The organism is Melaminivora sp. (assembly GCF_032059615.1).
GTDB lineage: Bacteria > Pseudomonadota > Gammaproteobacteria > Burkholderiales > Burkholderiaceae_C > Melaminivora.
Genome location: NZ_DAMCAM010000034.1, coordinates 18,264 through 33,437, shown reverse-complemented (window position 1 = coordinate 33,437; position 15,174 = coordinate 18,264). Strand labels below are relative to the sequence as shown.

The window sequence follows — 15,174 nt, the reverse complement described above, 5'->3', positions numbered from 1 at the left end:
CGGGCTGGATGCCGATCTCGCGCAGCTTTTGCACCGTGTGCTGGGTGGGCTTGGTTTTCAGCTCGCCGGCCGCTGCGATCCAGGGCAGGTAGGTCAGGTGCACGAAGGCCGAGTTGTTCGGCCCCAGCTTGAGCGACAGCTGGCGCACCGCCTCCAGGAAGGGTAGCGACTCGATGTCGCCCACAGTGCCGCCGACCTCGCAGATCGCCACGTCCACCGCCTCGGGCGTGCCGATGCCGGCGCCGCGCTTGATGTACTCCTGGATCTCGCCCGTGATGTGCGGGATGACCTGCACCGTCTTGCCGAGATAGTCGCCGCGGCGCTCTTTCTCGAGCACCGACTGGTAGATGCGGCCGGTGGTGAAGTTGTTGGCCTGCTTCATGCGGGTTTCGATGAAGCGCTCGTAGTGGCCCAGGTCGAGGTCGGTCTCGGCGCCGTCGTCGGTCACGAAGACCTCGCCGTGCTGGAACGGCGACATGGTGCCCGGGTCCACGTTGATGTACGGGTCGAGCTTGATGAGGGTGACTTTGAGGCCGCGCGATTCGAGGATCGCGGCAAGGGAGGCGGAGGCGATTCCCTTGCCCAGGGAAGACACCACACCGCCAGTGACGAAGACGAATTTGGTCATGTCGTGATGGGGCGGGAAATGGCGATTATAGGTTCCGCCCCGCCCACGTCCCGGTGCCGCCGCGTCCGCCGGCGCGGATGGACGTCTGCCAGAATCCCCGCCCATGAATGCACTCGCTGGCAAACACCTCGTGCTGGGCCTCTCCGGGGGCGTGGCCTGCTACAAGTCCGCCGAACTGGCCCGGCTGCTCGCCAAGGCCGGGGCCACCGTGCAGGTGGTGATGACCGAGGCGGCCGAGCAGTTCATCACCGCCGTGACCATGCAGGCGCTCACCGGCCGGCCCGTCTATGGCTCGCAGTGGGATGCGCGCGAGCCCAACAACATGGCGCACATCAATCTCTCGCGCGCGGCCGACGCGGTGCTGATCGCTCCGTGCAGCGCCGACTTCATCGCGCGTCTGGCCCACGGCCGGGCCGACGAGCTGCTCAGCCTGCTGTGCCTGGCCCGGCCCGCGGAGAGCGTGCCGCTGCTGCTGGCCCCCGCCATGAACCGCGAGATGTGGGCTCACCCGGCCACGCAGCGCAACCTGGCGCAGGTGCGGGGCGACGGGGCCGTGGTGCTGGGTGTGGGCTGCGGCGAGCAGGCCTGCGGCGAGACGGGCGACGGCCGCATGCTGGAGCCCGCCGAGATCATGGAGGAGCTGGCGGCCTTCTTCAGCCCGAAGCTGCTGGCCGGCGAGCAGGTGCTGATCACCGCCGGCCCGACCTTCGAGGCCATCGACCCGGTGCGCGGCATCACCAACCTCTCGTCGGGCAAGATGGGCTTTGCCATCGCCCGCGCCGCGCGCGAGGCTGGCGCCGAGGTGACCCTGGTGGCCGGCCCGGTACACCTGCCGACGCCGCGCGGCGTGCGCCGCATCGACGTGGTTTCTGCAAGAAATATGCTCGAAGCCGTTGATGGGCAAGCACATGAAGCTAGTGTTTTCATAGCAACGGCAGCCGTGGCCGACTGGCGACCGGCGGCCAGCGCCGAGCACAAGATCAAGAAGGACGGCTCGGGCGAGGTGCCCGCGCTGGCCTTCGTCGAGAACCCGGACATCCTGGCCCACGTGGCGCAGGGCGAGCGCGCGCGCAGTGGCCGGCTGTATTGCGTGGGCTTTGCCGCCGAGAGCGAGAACCTGCTTGCCCACGCCCGCGCCAAGCGCGAGCGCAAGGGCGTGCCGCTGCTGGTGGGCAACATTGGCCCGGCCACCTTCGGCCAGGACGACAACGCCTTGGTGCTGGTCGATGGCGCGGGCCACCAGGAGCTGCCGCGCGCCTCCAAGCAGGTGCTGGCGCAGCAGCTGATCGCCGAGATCGCACGGCGCCTGGGGCACACTCGCGCCGCATGAACGTCGACGTCAAGATCCTGGACCCGCGCATGGCGGGCCAGCTGCCCTCCTATGCCACGCCGGGCAGCGCCGGCCTGGACCTGCGCGCCTGCCTGGATGCGCCCCTGCTGCTGGCCCCCGGTGCCTGCGAACTGGTGCCCACGGGCATTGCCATCCACCTGAGGGACCCGGGCCATGCCGCCCTGATCCTGCCGCGCTCGGGCCTGGGCCACAGGCACGGCATCGTGCTGGGCAACCTGGTGGGGCTGATCGACAGCGACTACCAGGGCCAGCTCATGGTGAGCGCCTGGAACCGCAGCAGCACGGCCTACACCCTGCAGCCCCTGGAGCGCCTGGCCCAGCTGGTCGTCGTGCCGGTGGTGCAGGCGCAGTTTCGCGTGGTGGAAGACTTTGCACCCACCGAGCGTGGGGAACGCGGCTACGGCTCGACGGGCAGGCACTGAGGCGGCGCGGGCAAGCCCGCCGCTGTCGGCCTGCGCCTACCTGGCTCGCCAGCGTGCAACTACACCACCGGCAGGGGTTGCCCGGCCCGAAGGCCTGCGCCTTCCTGCTGCAATGGCCCTCTGCAGCGCGGGCGGGGCCTGCGCGGTATTCATCAAACAAGCAACTCAAGGAGTGATGCCATGCGCAAGTATTCCCGTCTCGCCTCCCTGGCCGGAACCCTGGCCCTGGCCGGCACGCTGGCCGCGTGCGCGAACTCGCCCGGTTACTCCGACCGGCCGTACTACCCCAGCCAGCCGGCGCCGGCCTATCCGTCCTACCAGAACGACCGGGTGACGGAGTACGGCACGGTCTCGTACATCGAGGCCCTGCAATCGAGAAACCGCAGCAGCGGCGCCGGCGCCATCCTGGGCGCCGTGGTGGGCGGCGTGCTGGGCAACCAGATCGGCGGCGGCACGGGCAAGGCGGCAGCCACGGTGCTGGGCGCCGTGGGCGGCGCCGCGGCAGGCAATGCCATCGAGGGCCATCAGGGCCGCGCCGAGGCCGAGGGCTACCGCATCACCATCAACCTCGACCAGGGCGGCCAGCGCGTCTATGACGTGCCCTCGCCCGGCAACCTGCGGCCGGGCGACCGCGTGCGGCTGTACGCAGGGCAGATCTCGCGCATGTAAGTGGCCCCCTGGGGGCGCCGGGCCGGGTGGAGCGGCCCGGCTCAGTGCAGCGAGTCGCCACCCGGCGCCAGCGGCTGGATACGAAAGAAGCCGACACCGGCCGAGCCCCGGCCGATCTCTTCTTCCGTGGCTTCCCGCACCTCGTGCACCTTCAGCTGCAGACGCAGCGCGATGCCGGCCAGCGGGTGGTTGCCATCCAGCACCACGTGCTCGGGGTAGATCTGCGCCACGGTGTAGAGCGCATCTCGCGGCGTCTGCGCGCTCATGCTCTCGGGCAGGGCCGTGCCTTCGAAGGTCATGCCTTCCTCCAGGTCGGCGGGAAAGATGTCGCGCGGCTCCAGGAACAGCCGCTGGCCGTCGTAGTCGCCAAAGGCGTCCTCGGGTTCCAGGTGCAGTGACAGTTCAGCGCCGGCCGAGTGGCCCTGCAGCGCCTCCTCGATGCGCGCCAGCAGATCGTCGCCGCCCACCAGGAACTCCACCGGCTCGTCCAGCACATCAAGCTCTTCGCCCAGGGTGTCCTTGAGGACCCAGGTCAGGGCGACCACGCATTGTTCGTTGATTTCCATAGCACAATTGTCGCAGTTCCTCCCCCTTCGCCTCGCGGCGGCGCGCCGCTTCTGCCCATGGACGTACGACAACCCCTGCAACTGCTGGCGGGCCTAAGCCCAACGCAGTTCATGCGCCAGCACTGGCACAAAAAACCCCTGCTGGTGCGGCAGGCCATCCCCGGCTTTAAGCCCCCCGTCCCGCGCGCTGCGCTGCTGCAGCTGGCGGGCCGCGAGGAGGTGGAGTCGCGCCTGGTGCAGCACAAGGACGGCCAGTGGCTGCTGCGCCACGGGCCGTTTTCCCGCCGCTCGCTGCCGTCCCTGCAGACGCGCGAGTGGACGGTGCTGGTACAGGGCGTGGATCTGCACGACGACGCCACGCACGCGCTGATGCAGCAGTTCGCCTTCGTGCCCCAAGCGCGCCTGGACGACCTCATGATCAGCTACGCCACCGACGGCGGCGGCGTGGGTCCGCACTTCGACAGCTACGACGTGTTCCTGCTGCAGGCACTGGGGCGCAGGCGCTGGCGCATCGGACGGCAGAAGAACCCCACGCTGATCGAGGGCATGCCGGTGAAGATCCTGGCCCACTTCGAGCCCGAGGAGGAATACCTGCTGGAGCCCGGCGACATGCTCTACCTGCCGCCGGGCTGGGCGCACGACGGCGTGGCCGAGGGCGAGTGCATGACCTATTCCATCGGTTTTCGCTCGCCCGAGCGGGCGGGCCTGGCGCACGAGGTGCTGCTGCGCGTGGCCGAGGCGGCGGCCGACGAGGACGATGCGCCCATCTACCGCGACCCGCGCCAGAGCGCGGTGGCGACCCCGGGCGCCATTCCCGCGCAGCTGCAGCAGTTCGCCCGCGAGGCCGTGCAGCACGCCCTGGCGCAGCCCGGGGCACTGGAGCGTGCGCTGGGCGAGGCGCTGACCGAGCCCAAGCCCAACGTCTGGTTCGAGCCGTCCTCCAGCCGCGGCCTGTTCGAACGCGTGGTGCTCGACCGGCGTACCCGCATGATGTATGACGACCAGCACATCTTCATCAACGGCGAGAGCTACCACGCCGAAGGGCCGGACGCCGAGCTGATGCAGCGCCTGGCCGACGAGCGCGCGCTGCCGCCGCAGGCCCTGGCCCACGCCAGCGATGAGGTGCTGCAGACCCTGTCGGCCTGGTGCGATGCCGGCTGGGCCCACGCCTGAAGCGCGGGGCGTGCGCCATGGCGCAGCCAGGCAATGACCGCCCCCAGCCCCTGCCCGAAGGGCGCTTTGCCGGGCGCGAGCAGTTTCGCGCTTGGGTGCGCAGCGCGCTGGCCGCGGCGGCGCGCGAGGGCTGGAGCGAACTCATCCTGAGCGACGGCAATTTTGCGGATTGGCCCCTGGGCGAGAGGGCCGTGGTCGAGTCTCTGCAGGAGTGGGCGCGCCCGGGCCGGCGCATGACGCTGCTGGCGCTCGACTTCGGAGAGGTCGCGCGCCGCCATCCGCGTTTCGTGCACTGGCGCAGACAGTGGGACCATCTGCTGGATTGCCGCCAGGCCAGCGCGCCCGATCCCCTCTCGCTACCGAGCGTCCTGTGGTCGCCGCAGTGGGCGCTGCAGCGCCACGACCCGGTGCGCAGCACCGGCGTGGCCGGGAGCGACAGCGCGCAGCGCGTGCTGCTGCGCGAGCAACTGGGGGAATGGATCACCTCGCGCAGCTGCCCGGCCTTTCCAGCCACGGTGCTGGGTTTGTAGCGTGGCGGGTACAGCACGATTGGCGTAAGTCTGTATTGACGCAAGCGTTCCTATAATCGTTGGCTGGTTACCGCCGCGGCGCTCGGGATTGAAAATTCTTGGCGCCATCCGCCGGTCGCTCCGGCGTTTTATAAAAAATCACTGTCCTCATAGGAAACTGCAATGAAGAAGTCTGTTGCTCTGGCCGCCCTGATCGCCGCCGCTGCCCTCGCCGCCTGCGGCAAGAAGGAAGAGCCCGCTCCCGCACCGGCACCCGCTCCTGTGGAGGCCCCCGCTCCCGCAGCTGTCGAGCCGGCACCCGCGCCCGCCGCCGAGGCGCCCGCCGCGGCCGAAACGCCTGCTGCGACCACCGACGCGACTTCCTCCGAGGACGCTGCCAAGGCTGCTGCCGACGCTGCTGCCGCAGCCGCTGCCGCGCCCGCTCCCGCCGCTGAATCGAAGTAAGCAGCCGGCCGCGAGGCCTGCACGGCCGGTGGCCGGCAGGCCGCAAGAACCCCGCCCTGGATGCCAGCGCGGGGTTTTTCTTTGCCGCGCCCTTCTCTGGGGGCCTGGGCTCAGTGGCTGGCGTCGATCCAGCCGGTGCCCGCGCGCTGGTCGGCGACGATGATGTCGCCCGCGTTGCAGCCCAGGGCGCCCGCCAGCGCGGCCTGCGCCAGGTGCGGCTGGTTGCTGTGCGCGCTCAGGTGCGCCGCCACCACGTGGCGCAGGCCGCCATGGTTCAACCGAGCCAGCAGCGCGGCACTGGCGTGGTTGGGCAGGTGGCCCAGGGGTCCGGCGATGCGCTGCTTGAGAAAGGCCGGGTAACGCCCGCCCTCGAGCAGCCCGGTGTCGTGGTTGGCCTCCAGCAGCAGGGCGTGGCAGCCCGCGAGCCGCTCGACCAAGCCGTCCGGAATATGGCCCAGATCGGTCAGCAGGCCGACGTGGGTGGCACCGTCGCTGCAGCGCAGGTGCAGGGGCTCGCGTGCGTCATGCGGCACGGCCAGCGGCAGCGCCTGCAGGCTGCCCAGGTCGATGGCCTCGCCGTCCTGCGCGAAGCGCAGCAGGCCGTCGAAGTCGGGCTGGCCCATGCCCTCCCAGGTGCCGCGGCTCATCCATACGGGAAGGCGCTCGCGCAGCGCCAGCTGCAGCACGCAGCCCTTGTGGTCGGAATGCTCGTGGGTGATGAAGACCGCGTCGAGCTCGGCCGGCGTGGTGCCGGCGGCGCCCAGGCGCAGGCCGAGCTGGCGCAGGCTCAGCCCGCAGTCCATGAGCAGGCGGTGCGTGTGGGCACCGCTGCCCGCCTCGATCAGCGTGGCGTTGCCACCGCTGCCGCTGGCCAGATTGCGAAAACGCAGCAACGCGGCCGGCTTACTTCAGGTCGTCGGCCAGCACGCGCAGGATGCGCTCGGCACTGGCGGACGACTCGGGCGCGCCTGCGGCGTTGAGCACCGAGACCGTGCTCTGCCCGCCTTCGCTGCGCACCACGATGCGGTACTTGAGCGGCGGCGCCGCGTCCGTGTCGCGCTTGAAAATCTTGGCGAGAAAACCCTGGTCTTTCTTGCCGCCGGCGTTGGGCTCCACATAGCGCACGAAATACGTGCCCTGGCTGCGGTCGCGGTCCTCCACGGTGAAGCCGGTGCGGTCCAGCGACACGCCCACGCGGCGCCAGGCGCGGTCGAAGGGCTCGTCCAGCTGCACCACGGGAACGCTGCCGACGCTGGCGATGCGTGCCGAGGGCGCGGCCGGCGCTGCGGTGGCCGCGGCGGCGCGCGATTGTTCCTCGCTCACGCCCAGGCGCACCATGATGCGGCGCAGGAACTCGGCCTCCAGCTCCGGGTCGGCGGCGCGGGGTTGCCAGACGGTCTGGTCCTTCTGCGAGGAGGAATAGACCTCGACCATGCCGCGGTGCGTCAGGTAGATGTCGGTGCCGCCATCGGCGCGGCGCTCGAGCCGCGTGCGGAAGCGGTCGCGCTCACCGGTGGAGTAGAGCGAATCGAACAACTTGCCGACGGTCTGGCGGATGATGTCCTGCGGCAGCTTGGCGCGGTTTTCTGCCCAGTCGGTCTCCAGGATGCCCAGGTCGCGGCGCTCGACGGTATAGATAAAGCCGTTGTCCAGCCAGAAGTCGCGCACCGGGTCCCACAGCTGGTCGGCCGAGCGGCCCACCACCAGCCAGCGCTGGTTGCCGTCGCGCTCGATGCGCACGTCACCCAGGGACACCGGCGCCGCAGTGATTTGGCGCGGCTGCTGGGCGCGGCCGGCCTCGAAGGCGGCGGCCGACACCGTGCCGCCCGGCACCGTGTGGCGTGTATCGCGCGACAACTGGGTCAGGTCGGGCGGCACCTCCAGGGTATTGCCCCGGGTGGCGCTCTTGTAGTCGATCTTGTCGCTCTCCAGGACGGAGCAGGCGGAGACGGAGAGGGCCAGGCCGATCAGGCCAATGCGGCGGATGCTAGCGTTCACGCGGATTTCCTTGGTGTTCCGGACAGGGTCAGGCCAGCAGCCCGGCGGCGCGCAGCGCGCCTTCGACCACGGCTTCGTTGGACTGCGACAGCGGCGTCATGGGCAGGCGCATGGTGCTGCTGCACAGGCCCATGCGGCCCATGGCCCACTTGACGGGGATGGGGTTGGCCTCGATGAACAGGTGGCGGTGCAGGGGCAGCAGCTTGAACTGGATGTCCATGGCGCGGCGGGTGTCGCCGGCCAGCGCGGCCGCGCACAGCTCGCGCATCAGGCGCGGGGCCACGTTGGCCGTCACGCTGATATTGCCGTGGCCGCCGCACAGCATGAGGGCCACGGCCGTCGGATCGTCGCCCGAATAGACGGCAAAGCCTTCGGGCACGTCGCGGATCAGCCACTGCGCGCGAGCGAGGTCGCCCGTCGCCTCCTTGATGCCGATGATGCCGGGCACCTGCGTCAGGCGCAGCACCGTCTCGTGCTGCATGTCCGCCACCGAGCGGCCGGGCACGTTGTACAGCACCATCGGCAGGTCGCCCACCGCCTCGGCGATGGCCTTGAAGTGCCGGTACTGGCCTTCCTGCGTGGGCTTGTTGTAGTAGGGCACGACCTGCAGCTGGCTGCTCGCGCCCACTTCGCTGGCGTAGCGCGCCAGTGCAATGGCCTCGTGCGTGGAGTTGGCGCCGCAGCCGGCCATCACGGGCACGCGGCCCGCGGCCTGCTCGACGGCCACGCGGATGATCTCGCGGTGCTCCTCGACATTGACCGTGGGCGACTCGCCCGTCGTGCCCACGACGCCGATGCAGTCCGTACCCTCCTGGATGTGCCAGTCGATCAGCTTGCGCAGGCTGGCGTAGTCCACACTGCCGTCGTCGAGCATGGGGGTGACGAGGGCGACGATGCTGCCCGTCAGGGGGGCGCTGGGAGAGGTCATGGGCGCGGCGGGGAAAGCGGAAAAAAAGGCATTCTAACTAGCGAGTGAAAGCCTGAGCGGCCCCTGTTGCCCCCGCGGCGGACGCACGGCGGCGATGCGCTGCACGAAGCGCCCGGGCGCCTCGAGAAAGCCGTCTTCATAAGCCACCACGCGCAGGTCGGCGCAGGCGCGCAGCAGCTCGCCGGGGGCAAGCAGAAAGTCCGCCCTGGCGGGCCGGCCCACGGTTTCGTTGCCCTGGGCAAAGGTCTCGTACAGCAGCACGCCACCCGGCGCCACGCTGGCGACCAGGGTCGGCAGCAGCGGGCGCCACAGGTAGTTGGTGACGACCACGGCGGCAAAGCTGCGGCCCTCGAAGGGCCAGGGTCCGGCCTCGATGTCTGCCCGCACCGCCTCGCCCACAATTGCTGCAGATTCAATAGCATCAGGTGCCCTGTCCACGCCGGTGACCGGGTGATTTCGTGCATGGAACCAGCGCAGGTGGCGGCCGCTGCCGCAGGCCACGTCGAGCACCGTGCCGCCGGTGGGCACCAGGTGCGACCAGCGCACGATCCAGGGCGATGGGGCAGGGCTGCCGTGCTGCATGTTCAGAAGCAGGCCCACAGCTGGTCGGCCAGCGTGAGCATGAAGTCGGGCTGCAGATACCAGGCAAAGACGGCCAGCAGCACGGCGGCCAGTGCCACCCCGGCCAGCCAGCTGCGTGCGCGCGGGGCCCCGGCCATGCTCAGGCCGCCTGCGGCGCGGGCCGCACGATGGCGTTCTCGCGCACGGGCAGGTTGACCAGGCCGGCCAGCACGCCGAGCAGCACCGCCAGGTACCAGACGATGTCGTAGCTGCCCGTGCGGTCGTACAGGTAGCCGCCCAGCCACACGCCCATGAAGCTGCCGATCTGGTGACTGAAGAACACGAAACCGCTGAGCATGGACAGGTGCTGCACGCCGAAGATCTGCGCCACCACGGCGTTGGTCGGCGGCACGGTGGACAGCCACAGCGCCCCCATGACGGCCGAGAACACATAGACCGAGGCAGGCGACAGCGGCACCAGCAGGAAGACGGTGATGACCACCGCACGCGCCCAGTAAATGAAGACCAGGATGGTGCGCTTTTGCAGGCGCTGGCCGAGGCTGCCGGCCAGGTAGGTGCCAAAGACGTTGAACAGCCCGATCAGCGCCAGTGCGAAGCTGGCCACCTGGGGCGACAGGCCATGGTCCTTCAGATAGCTGGGCATGTGCACGCCGATGAAGACCACCTGGAAGCCGCAGACGAAATAGCCTGCCGTCAGCAGCAGAAAGCTCGGGTGGCGCAGCGCCTCGGCCACGGCCTGGCCGATGCTCTGGCCCCGGCTACCCGGCGCCTGCCGGCCCCGTGCATCAAAGCCCGGCTCGCGCAGGCCGAAGGCCAGGGGCACGATGAGCAGCGCCATGGCCGCGAGCACCAGCAGCGCGGTCTGCCAGCCCAGGCTGGCGATCAGCTGACCCTCCAGCGGCAGCATCAGGAACTGGCCGAACGAGCCCGCCGCCGCCGCCACGCCCATGGCCCAGGAGCGCCTGTCGGCGCTGATCTGCCGCCCGAGCACGCCATAAATCACGGCATAGGTGGTGCCGGCCTGGGCCGCGCCGATCAGCACGCCGGTGGTCAGAGCAAACAGCAGCGGCGTGGGCGACAGCGCCATCCCGGCCAGGCCGAGCGAATACAGCAGCGCGCAGCCGATCAGCACGCGAAAGGCGCCGAAGCGGTCGGCCAGCATGCCGCCGAAGATGCCGAACACGCCCCAGGAGATGTTCTGGATCGCCATGGCCAGGGCGAAGGTCTGGCGCGTCCAGCCCATGTCCTGCGTGACGGGTGCAAGCCACAGGCCAAAGCCATGGCGGATGCCCATGGACAGGGTGACGACGGCGGCGCCGCAGGCGAGCACCTGCACCATGGACAGGCGGGGCGGCGGAGGGGAGGCGGAGTGCATCGGCGCAAATGTAGCGAAAACCCGCAGACCGCGTCGGGCGCGCGAAAGGCGCAAAATACTGTTCATAACCACAGTCCTACAATCCGCCGCCATGGCCAGCAAAGCACAGAACCAACCCGCCAACGACTACGGCGAGCGCTCCATCCGCGTCCTGAAGGGCCTGGAGCCCGTCAAGCAGCGCCCGGGCATGTACACCCGCACCGACAACCCGCTGCACATCATCCAGGAGGTGCTGGACAACGCCGCCGACGAGGCGCTGGCGGGCCATGGCAAGAAAATCCGCGTGACGCTGCATGCCGACGGCTCGGTCAGCGTCGAGGACGACGGCCGCGGCATCCCGTTCGGTCTGCACCCGGAAGAAAAGGCCCCCGTGGTCGAGCTGGTCTTCACTCGGCTGCACGCCGGCGGCAAGTTCGACAAGGGCAAGGGCGGGGCATACAGCTTCTCGGGCGGCCTGCACGGCGTGGGCGTGTCGGTGACCAACGCGCTGTCCACGCGCATGGAAGTGGCCACGCACCGCGAGGGCCAGGTGGCGCGCCTGGTGTTTGCCGGCGGCGACGTGGTCGAGCCGCTGGTCGCCCGCCCGCTGCAGTCGGGCGAGCGCAAGCAGGGCACGACGGTGCGTGCCTGGCCGGATGCCAAATATTTCGAGTCCAGCCACCTGCCCATGGGCGAGCTGACGCACCTCCTGCGCAGCAAGGCGGTGCTGATGCCGGGCGTCGCCGTCACGCTGTTCAACGAAAAGACGCGCGAGACGACCACCTGGCAATACAAGGGCGGCCTGCGCGACTATCTGACTCAGACGCTGCCGGTGGACCCGGTCATCCCCCTGTTCGAGGGCGAGGGCTTCGCCGACGCCGGCAACGACAGCTTCGCGGAAGGCGAGGGCGCGGCCTGGGCCGTGGCCTTCACCGAAGAAGGCGCGCCGGTGCGCGAGAGCTACGTCAACCTGATCCCGACGAGCGCTGGCGGGACGCACGACAGCGGCCTGCGCGATGGCCTGTTCCAGGCCGTGAAAAGCTTCATCGAGCTGCATGGCCTGCTGCCCAAGGGCGTCAAGCTGATGCCCGAGGACGTGTTTGCCCGCGCCAGCTACGTGCTGTCGGCCAAGGTGCTGGACCCGCAATTCCAGGGCCAGATTAAGGAGCGGTTGAATTCGCGCGACGCCGTGCGGCTGGTCAGCAGCTTCGTGCGCCCGGCGCTGGAGCTGTGGCTGCACCAGCACGTCGAATACGGCAAGAAACTGGCCGAACTGGCCATCAAGGCCGCCCAGACCCGGCAGCGCGCGGGCCAGAAGGTCGAGAAGAAAAAGGGCTCGGGCGTGGCCGTGCTGCCGGGCAAGCTCACCGACTGCGAAAGCCGCGACATCCAGTACAACGAAGTCTTCCTGGTCGAGGGCGACAGCGCCGGCGGCAGCGCCAAGATGGGCCGCGACAAGGAGACCCAGGCCATCCTGCCGCTGCGCGGCAAGGTGCTCAACACCTGGGAGGTCGAGCGCGACCGGCTGTTCGCCAACACCGAGGTGCACGACATCGCGGTGGCCATCGGCGTGGACCCGCACGGGCCGAACGACGAGCCCGACCTGTCGGGCCTGCGCTACGGCAAGATCTGCATCCTGTCGGACGCCGACGTGGACGGCTCGCACATCCAGGTGCTGCTGCTCACCTTGTTCTTCCGCCACTTCCCCAAGCTGATCGAGGCCGGCCACATCTACGTGGCGCGCCCGCCGCTCTTTCGCGTGGACATCCCCGCGCGCGGCAAGAAGCCGGCGGCCAAGCTCTATGCGCTGGACGAGGCAGAACTGTCCGCCATCCTGGACAAGGCCGCCAAGGAAGGCGTGGCGCGCGAGCGCTGCCAGATCAGCCGCTTCAAGGGCCTGGGCGAGATGAACGCCGAGCAGCTGTGGGAGACCACGCTGAACCCCGACACCCGGCGCCTGCTGCCGGTGCAGCTGGGCGCGGCCGGCCGCGAGGCCACCGAGGCGCTGATGACGCGCCTGATGGGCAAGGGCGAGGCAGGGTCGCGGCGCGAGCTGATGGAGCTGCACGGCGATACGGTGGACGTCGATATCTAAGCTCACTGATTACTAGTCTTTTTGGCCTCCAGCCCTTGCCAGTCAAGCGCTGGCAGCTCCTGTTTTTGAAGCATGACAGAACAACCCGCTCTCGATCTCTCGCCCGCCCCGCAGGCGGATGATTCGCTGGCCAGCTACGCCCAGCGCGCCTATCTCGAATACGCCCTGTCCGTCGTCAAGGGCCGGGCGCTGCCCGATGTGTGCGACGGCATGAAGCCGGTGCAGCGGCGCATCCTCTACGCCATGGGCGAGATGGGGCTGGGCTACAGCGGCCCGAACCGCAACACGGCGGCCAAGCCGGTCAAGAGCGCCCGCGTGGTGGGCGACGTGCTGGGCCGCTTTCACCCGCATGGCGACCAGTCGGCCTACGACGCACTGGTACGCCTGGCGCAGGACTTCAACCAGCGCTACCCGCTGATCGACGGCCAGGGCAACTTCGGCAGCCGCGACGGCGACGGCGCGGCCGCCATGCGCTACACCGAGGCGCGGCTGGCGCGCATCACCAGCCTGCTGCTCGACGAGATCGACATGGGCACGGTGGACTTCGTGCCCAACTACGACGGCTCGACGCTGGAGCCGCGCCAGCTGCCGGCGCGGCTGCCGTTCGCGCTGCTCAATGGCGCCAGCGGCATTGCCGTGGGCCTGGCGACCGAGATCCCCAGCCACAACCTGCGCGAGGTGGCCGATGCCTGCGTGGCGCTGGTCAAGACGCCGAAGCTGGACGACGACGCGCTGTTCGCGCTGGTCCCCGGCCCGGACTACCCCGGCGGCGGGCAGATCATCAGTAGTAGCGCCGAGATCCAGGCGGCGTACCGGAGCGGCCGCGGCTCGCTGAAAGTGCGCGCGCGCTGGAAGATCGAGGAACTCGCCCGTGGGCAGTGGCAGCTGGTGGTGACCGAGCTGCCGCCCGGCGTGTCGACGCAGAAGGTGCTCGAAGAGATCGAGGAGCTGACCAACCCCAAGGTCAAGACCGGCAAGAAGGCGTTGAGCCCCGAGCAGGTGCAACTGAAGGCCAGCATGCTGGCGCTGCTGGACGGCGTGCGCGACGAGTCCAGCAAGGACGCGCCGGTGCGCCTGGTCATCGAGCCCAAGACCTCGAAGATCGCGCAGGCCGAGCTGACCACGGCGCTGCTGGCGCACACCAGTCTGGAAACGTCCGCGCCCATCAACCTGACCATGGTGGGGCTGGACGGCCGGCCGGTGCAGAAGTCGCTGCGCCAGATGCTGGAGGAATGGATCGCCTTTCGCCAGCAGACCATCACGCGGCGCAGCCAGCACCGCCTGGCCAAGGTGCAAGACCGCATTCACATCCTCGAGGGGCGGCAGATCGTGCTGCTCAACATCGACGAGGTCATTGCCATCATCCGCGGAGCCGACGAGCCGAAGGCGGCGCTGATCGAGCGCTTCAGCCTGTCGGACCGACAGGCCGAGGACATCCTGGAGATCCGCCTGCGCCAGCTGGCGCGGCTGGAAGCCATCAAGATCGAGCAGGAACTGAAAGAGCTGCGCGAGGAGCAGGGCAAGCTCGAAGACATCCTGGGCAACCCCGCCTCGCTGCGCCGGCTGATGGTGCGCGAGATCGAAGCCGACGCCAAACAGTTTGCCGACGCGCGTCGCACGCTGATTCAGGAAGAGCGCCGCGCCGTGGCCGAGGTGCGCGTGCCCGACGAGCCGGTCACCGTCATCGTGTCGCAAAAGGGCTGGGTGCGGGCGCGCCAGGGCCACGGGCTCGATGCCGCCAGCTTCACCGTCAAAGCGGGCGACCAGCTCTACGGCACCTTCGAGTGCCGCACGGTGGACACGCTGATCGTCTTCGGCAGCAACGGCCGGGTGTATTCGGTGGCGGTGGCGAGCCTGCCCGGCGGGCGCGGCGACGGCCAGCCCGTCACCACGCTGATCGAGCTGGAAGCGGGCACGCAGCCGGTGCACTACTTCGCCGGCCCGGCCAGCGCCGCGCTGGTGCTGGCGGGTTCGGGCGGCTACGGTTTCGTCAGCACCGTGGAGCACATGACCGGGCGCAACCGCGGCGGCAAGGCCTTCATCACCCTGGGCCAGGGCGAGCAGCTGTGCCGGCCCTCGCATGCCGCGTTCACCAGCGCCAGCCAGAGCCTGCTGCCGGCCACGCACGTCTGCTGCGCCTCGGTGGGCGGACGCATCCTGACCTTCGAGATCGCCGAGATGAAGTTCATGGAGAAGGGCGGGCGCGGCCTGATGCTGATCGACCTGGACGACAAGGATCAGCTGGCCGGCGCGGCCGCCTACACGCGCAGCGTGCGCTTTGCCGGCATCGGCCGCGGTGGGCGCGCGCGCGAGGAGCAGCTGGAGATCCGCTCGCTCAACAATGCCCGGGCCGCGCGCGGCAAAAAGGGCAAGGCGGCCGACCTGGGTTTCAAGGTGGCCGAAGTGACGCGGGTGGAATGAAAGAAGAGGGTCC

At 69.5% G+C, this 15,174-nt stretch carries 16 protein-coding genes; 8 read left to right on the top strand and 8 right to left on the bottom strand.

The features are described 5' to 3' along the window. Positions 1-628: CTP synthase (locus tag RT051_RS09190; RefSeq protein ID WP_313075452.1), on the bottom strand; the 628-nt coding region annotated here is incomplete at its 3' end. 103 nt (positions 629-731) lie between these two features. Between RT051_RS09190 and coaBC the strand changes: the two genes are divergently transcribed. The 3 genes from coaBC to RT051_RS09175 all read left to right on the top strand — a co-directional run bounded on the left by coaBC (position 732) and on the right by RT051_RS09175 (position 3,070). After that, a complete protein-coding gene (gene coaBC, locus RT051_RS09185) occupies positions 732-1,958 on the top strand; it encodes a bifunctional phosphopantothenoylcysteine decarboxylase/phosphopantothenate--cysteine ligase CoaBC (RefSeq protein ID WP_313075449.1) in 1,227 nt (408 codons plus the stop codon). Further along, positions 1,955-2,401 carry a dUTP diphosphatase gene (dut, locus tag RT051_RS09180; protein WP_313075446.1) on the top strand — a complete coding sequence of 149 codons (447 nt, stop codon included), beginning with the start codon at positions 1,955-1,957 and terminating at the stop codon, positions 2,399-2,401. The genes coaBC and dut overlap by 4 nt, the downstream gene beginning before the upstream one ends. 180 nt (positions 2,402-2,581) lie before the next feature. Further along, positions 2,582-3,070 (top strand): glycine zipper 2TM domain-containing protein, encoded by a 489-nt coding sequence (locus tag RT051_RS09175; RefSeq protein ID WP_313075443.1) that lies wholly within the window; start codon positions 2,582-2,584, stop codon positions 3,068-3,070. Between the two features lie 41 nt (positions 3,071-3,111). Here RT051_RS09175 and RT051_RS09170 read toward each other — a convergent pair whose 3' ends face one another. Continuing rightward, on the bottom strand, positions 3,112-3,636 hold the full coding sequence (locus RT051_RS09170; protein WP_313075440.1) for a peptidylprolyl isomerase: 525 nt from the start codon (positions 3,634-3,636) through the stop codon (positions 3,112-3,114). Positions 3,637-3,693: 57 nt separating this feature from the next. Between RT051_RS09170 and RT051_RS09165 the strand changes: the two genes are divergently transcribed. The 3 genes from RT051_RS09165 (at position 3,694) to RT051_RS09155 (ending at position 5,783) form a co-directional block, all read left to right on the top strand. Then, entirely contained in the window at positions 3,694-4,809 is a 1,116-nt protein-coding gene (locus RT051_RS09165) for a JmjC domain-containing protein (RefSeq protein WP_313075435.1), read from the top strand. A gap of 17 nt (positions 4,810-4,826) precedes the next feature. Further along, positions 4,827-5,339 carry a hypothetical protein gene (locus RT051_RS09160; RefSeq protein ID WP_313075431.1) on the top strand — a complete coding sequence of 171 codons (513 nt, stop codon included), beginning with the start codon at positions 4,827-4,829 and terminating at the stop codon, positions 5,337-5,339. A 162-nt stretch (positions 5,340-5,501) separates the two neighbouring features. After that, positions 5,502-5,783, top strand: a complete 282-nt coding sequence (locus tag RT051_RS09155; protein ID WP_313075427.1) for a hypothetical protein — start codon at positions 5,502-5,504, stop codon at positions 5,781-5,783. 110 nt (positions 5,784-5,893) lie between these two features. Here the strand turns inward: RT051_RS09155 and RT051_RS09150 are convergent, their stop codons facing one another. Genes RT051_RS09150 through RT051_RS09125 form a run of 6 tightly spaced genes read right to left on the bottom strand, consistent with a single transcriptional unit; the run spans position 5,894 to position 10,666 of the window. Continuing rightward, positions 5,894-6,676, bottom strand: coding sequence for an MBL fold metallo-hydrolase (locus RT051_RS09150; RefSeq protein ID WP_313075423.1), 783 nt, complete (start codon positions 6,674-6,676; stop codon positions 5,894-5,896). A 10-nt stretch (positions 6,677-6,686) separates the two neighbouring features. Beyond that, entirely contained in the window at positions 6,687-7,781 is a 1,095-nt protein-coding gene (gene bamC / locus RT051_RS09145; RefSeq protein ID WP_313075418.1) for an outer membrane protein assembly factor BamC, read from the bottom strand. Positions 7,782-7,809: 28 nt separating this feature from the next. After that, positions 7,810-8,709 carry a 4-hydroxy-tetrahydrodipicolinate synthase gene (gene dapA, locus RT051_RS09140; protein ID WP_313075414.1) on the bottom strand — a complete coding sequence of 300 codons (900 nt, stop codon included), beginning with the start codon at positions 8,707-8,709 and terminating at the stop codon, positions 7,810-7,812. A 33-nt stretch (positions 8,710-8,742) separates the two neighbouring features. Continuing rightward, entirely contained in the window at positions 8,743-9,291 is a 549-nt protein-coding gene (locus RT051_RS09135) for a class I SAM-dependent methyltransferase (protein WP_313075408.1), read from the bottom strand. Positions 9,292-9,293: 2 nt separating this feature from the next. Continuing rightward, complete coding sequence (locus RT051_RS09130) at positions 9,294-9,428, bottom strand: hypothetical protein (RefSeq protein WP_313075397.1); 135 nt, start codon at positions 9,426-9,428, stop codon at positions 9,294-9,296. 2 nt (positions 9,429-9,430) lie between these two features. Then, a complete protein-coding gene (locus tag RT051_RS09125; RefSeq protein ID WP_313075393.1) occupies positions 9,431-10,666 on the bottom strand; it encodes an MFS transporter in 1,236 nt (411 codons plus the stop codon). Positions 10,667-10,757: 91 nt separating this feature from the next. On the opposite strand from RT051_RS09125, the gene RT051_RS09120 reads away from it, so the two are divergent. Together RT051_RS09120 and parC are read left to right on the top strand one after the other, a co-directional pair. Continuing rightward, positions 10,758-12,740 (top strand): DNA topoisomerase IV subunit B, encoded by a 1,983-nt coding sequence (locus RT051_RS09120; protein ID WP_313075390.1) that lies wholly within the window; start codon positions 10,758-10,760, stop codon positions 12,738-12,740. A 72-nt stretch (positions 12,741-12,812) separates the two neighbouring features. Then, entirely contained in the window at positions 12,813-15,161 is a 2,349-nt protein-coding gene (gene parC, locus RT051_RS09115; RefSeq protein ID WP_313075387.1) for a DNA topoisomerase IV subunit A, read from the top strand. The last annotated feature ends 13 nt before the right edge of the window (positions 15,162-15,174 follow it).

Excerpts from the sequence above, each read along its gene's own strand:
- RT051_RS09135 (WP_313075408.1), bottom strand. The coding sequence starts at position 9,291 with ATGCAGCACGGCAGCCCTGCCCCATCGCCCTGGATCGTGCGCTGGTCG.
- RT051_RS09125 (WP_313075393.1), bottom strand. The coding sequence starts at position 10,666 with ATGCACTCCGCCTCCCCTCCGCCGCCCCGCCTGTCCATGGTGCAGGTG.
- RT051_RS09170 (WP_313075440.1), bottom strand. The coding sequence starts at position 3,636 with ATGGAAATCAACGAACAATGCGTGGTCGCCCTGACCTGGGTCCTCAAG.
- coaBC (WP_313075449.1), top strand. The coding sequence starts at position 732 with ATGAATGCACTCGCTGGCAAACACCTCGTGCTGGGCCTCTCCGGGGGC.
- dapA (WP_313075414.1), bottom strand. The coding sequence starts at position 8,709 with ATGACCTCTCCCAGCGCCCCCCTGACGGGCAGCATCGTCGCCCTCGTC.
- RT051_RS09160 (WP_313075431.1), top strand. The coding sequence starts at position 4,827 with ATGGCGCAGCCAGGCAATGACCGCCCCCAGCCCCTGCCCGAAGGGCGC.
- dut (WP_313075446.1), top strand. The coding sequence starts at position 1,955 with ATGAACGTCGACGTCAAGATCCTGGACCCGCGCATGGCGGGCCAGCTG.
- RT051_RS09175 (WP_313075443.1), top strand. The coding sequence starts at position 2,582 with ATGCGCAAGTATTCCCGTCTCGCCTCCCTGGCCGGAACCCTGGCCCTG.
- RT051_RS09155 (WP_313075427.1), top strand. The coding sequence starts at position 5,502 with ATGAAGAAGTCTGTTGCTCTGGCCGCCCTGATCGCCGCCGCTGCCCTC.
- RT051_RS09130 (WP_313075397.1), bottom strand. The coding sequence starts at position 9,428 with ATGGCCGGGGCCCCGCGCGCACGCAGCTGGCTGGCCGGGGTGGCACTG.
- RT051_RS09165 (WP_313075435.1), top strand. The coding sequence starts at position 3,694 with ATGGACGTACGACAACCCCTGCAACTGCTGGCGGGCCTAAGCCCAACG.
- RT051_RS09120 (WP_313075390.1), top strand. The coding sequence starts at position 10,758 with ATGGCCAGCAAAGCACAGAACCAACCCGCCAACGACTACGGCGAGCGC.
- parC (WP_313075387.1), top strand. The coding sequence starts at position 12,813 with ATGACAGAACAACCCGCTCTCGATCTCTCGCCCGCCCCGCAGGCGGAT.